The organism is Candidatus Symbiopectobacterium sp. (assembly GCF_020054415.1).
In the GTDB taxonomy this organism is placed as follows: domain Bacteria; phylum Pseudomonadota; class Gammaproteobacteria; order Enterobacterales; family Enterobacteriaceae; genus Symbiopectobacterium.
Map to the genome: position 1 here is coordinate 1 of NZ_JAHWCO010000401.1, position 1,858 is coordinate 1,858.

Here is a 1,858-nt window from a genome sequence, read left to right on the forward strand (position 1 = left end):
TATATGGAGACCTGGAAAGCCTGCAGGTAGATCTGGACAACTGGTTGTGGCATTACAATAATGAGCGAACCCATCAGGGAAAAACGTGCTGCGGGCGTACGCCGATGGCCACTTTACTCGATGGAAAACGGATCTGGGCAGAAAAGAATCTGAACCAGATGTAATCTGACACACCTGTATAAATAATCGGTAACTGTCAGATCAGGTCTGAGCTAGTACATTTTATCATCTCTTCTGCGTATGAGGCAGACCATCTATCAAAACGCTTTTCGTACCACTCTCTTGCGATCCCCTCAAAAGTATTTCCAGCTATCTCTTGTCGGGCGCGTTTTTCCTGTTTTCTCGCATCACTGGGATTGATACCCGAGGCCACCAGCTTTTTAGCTTCATCACGCCTCTGCCTGGCATCGTTTAAGGAAATGGTGGGATAAGTTCCAAAGGAAATCATTTTTGGCTCGCCATCAAAGCGATAACGGAAACGCCAACCTTTCGAGCCGTTAGGTTCAACGAGAACAGAAAGCCCATTACCATCATTCAGTGTATAAGGCTTGTCTTTCGGCTTAGAACGCCGTAGCTCAAGGTCTGTGAGGGGCATTGTGTATATCTCCGAAGAAAAATTGATGGCCTATACACATCACTTATACACATTATCGTATAGATTTGGGTAGAACGTAGTAGACGTTGAGATAATCAGAATGTGAGGAAATGCTTGTGGTATCCGGGGTTAGTTGACTTTATTGTACGTTGTGAGAAGTATGTTTGGAGCGAGTGAATGGAATCGAACCCTCGTATAGAGCTTGGGAAGCTCTCGTTCTACCATTGAACTACACTCGCATCAGGTGTGCGTTGGGCATTATAGCGCTATCCGCTTGCCGGGCAAGCAAAAACCCGGCGAAAGTGCTGGCGTATTGAGCAATCAGTCAGCCAGAGTCAGCGGGATCAGCAGCGTTTGGTAGCCGTGATAGATAACTTGCACAGAAAAATAGGCAAACAGCAGTGCCGAGATGACATAGCAGTAAAAGGTCAGCCGCCCTTGTAGCGCCTGTCGGCCAAACTTAATCATACCTGCTAGGAACAGCGTCCACAGTAATCCACCGATAAAGAAACCGCTGAGAAATACGCTCACCATCAGCGTTGAGCCGTCAGTTGACTGCGCGATAATCGAGCCGCCAATCGCTGCAAACCACAGCAGCGCGGTCGGTGATGCCAGCGCCATCCCCATACCGCTCAGAAAATCGTAGCCGCGAAACAGTTTTGTTACTGCTGGAAGATCAATCACATCCGCGTCCACAGGCGCTAATCGTTGCGTCTGATAATCACGCCAGGCCATGCGCGCCATGTTCCAGGTCATCCATAGCAGAATGGCACCGCCGCCAATCCACAGCGCCCAGCGTACCGGCAGCGCAGTAAAGATAACCGCTAAACCAAACGCAGAAAGTGCCGCGTAAACCAGATCGCCAAAACAGGAACCAAAGCCAATCACAAACGTGGCGCGCGGCCCATCACGCATCCCTCGGTTAATGATCTCCGTATTCACCATCCCCAAATCCAAGCACAGCGAGAGGGAAAGCAAAATACCGGCTTTGTTGAATAAATCAGAACTTGTAACGACTGCGCCCCATACTGGTCGATTGTTACGTGATGCGAATACTGTTCGGCATTCCTAATAGCGTGATCCGGTTAAGCGCTTTGACCATGGCCATTGCTTCACCCACCTGAGCATCGTAGTCTCTCAGACTTAGATGACCACCCAGAAGCCTTTTGAACCGGAACATGGCAGTTTCAGCCACTGAGCGCCGGTGATAGCCCACTTTCTTTTTCCAGATATCGTTACTACCGCTAATGCGCTGATTTGCAA

The 1,858-nt window shown here is 49.2% G+C and carries 1 protein-coding gene, 1 tRNA gene and 3 pseudogenes; 1 reads left to right on the forward strand and 4 read right to left on the reverse strand.

Annotated features, from left to right (window positions below; genetic code table 11):
- Nucleotides 1–164: pseudogene (locus tag QZ506_RS11845) on the forward strand (IS481 family transposase); the annotation flags it as partial.
- 56 nt (nt 165–220) lie between these two features.
- On the opposite strand, the pseudogene QZ506_RS11850 reads toward QZ506_RS11845, so the two are convergent.
- From QZ506_RS11850 to QZ506_RS11865, 4 genes and pseudogenes are all read right to left on the reverse strand, one after another.
- Nucleotides 221–595: pseudogene (locus QZ506_RS11850) on the reverse strand (tyrosine-type recombinase/integrase); the annotation flags it as partial.
- Between the two features lie 165 nt (nt 596–760).
- A tRNA-Gly gene (locus QZ506_RS11855) sits at nt 761–834 on the reverse strand.
- Between the two features lie 82 nt (nt 835–916).
- Nucleotides 917–1,576, reverse strand: coding sequence for a LysE family transporter (locus QZ506_RS11860; RefSeq protein WP_291971282.1), 660 nt, complete (start codon nt 1,574–1,576; stop codon nt 917–919).
- 58 nt (nt 1,577–1,634) lie between these two features.
- Nucleotides 1,635–1,858 (reverse strand): annotated as a pseudogene (locus QZ506_RS11865) (IS5/IS1182 family transposase); the annotation flags it as partial.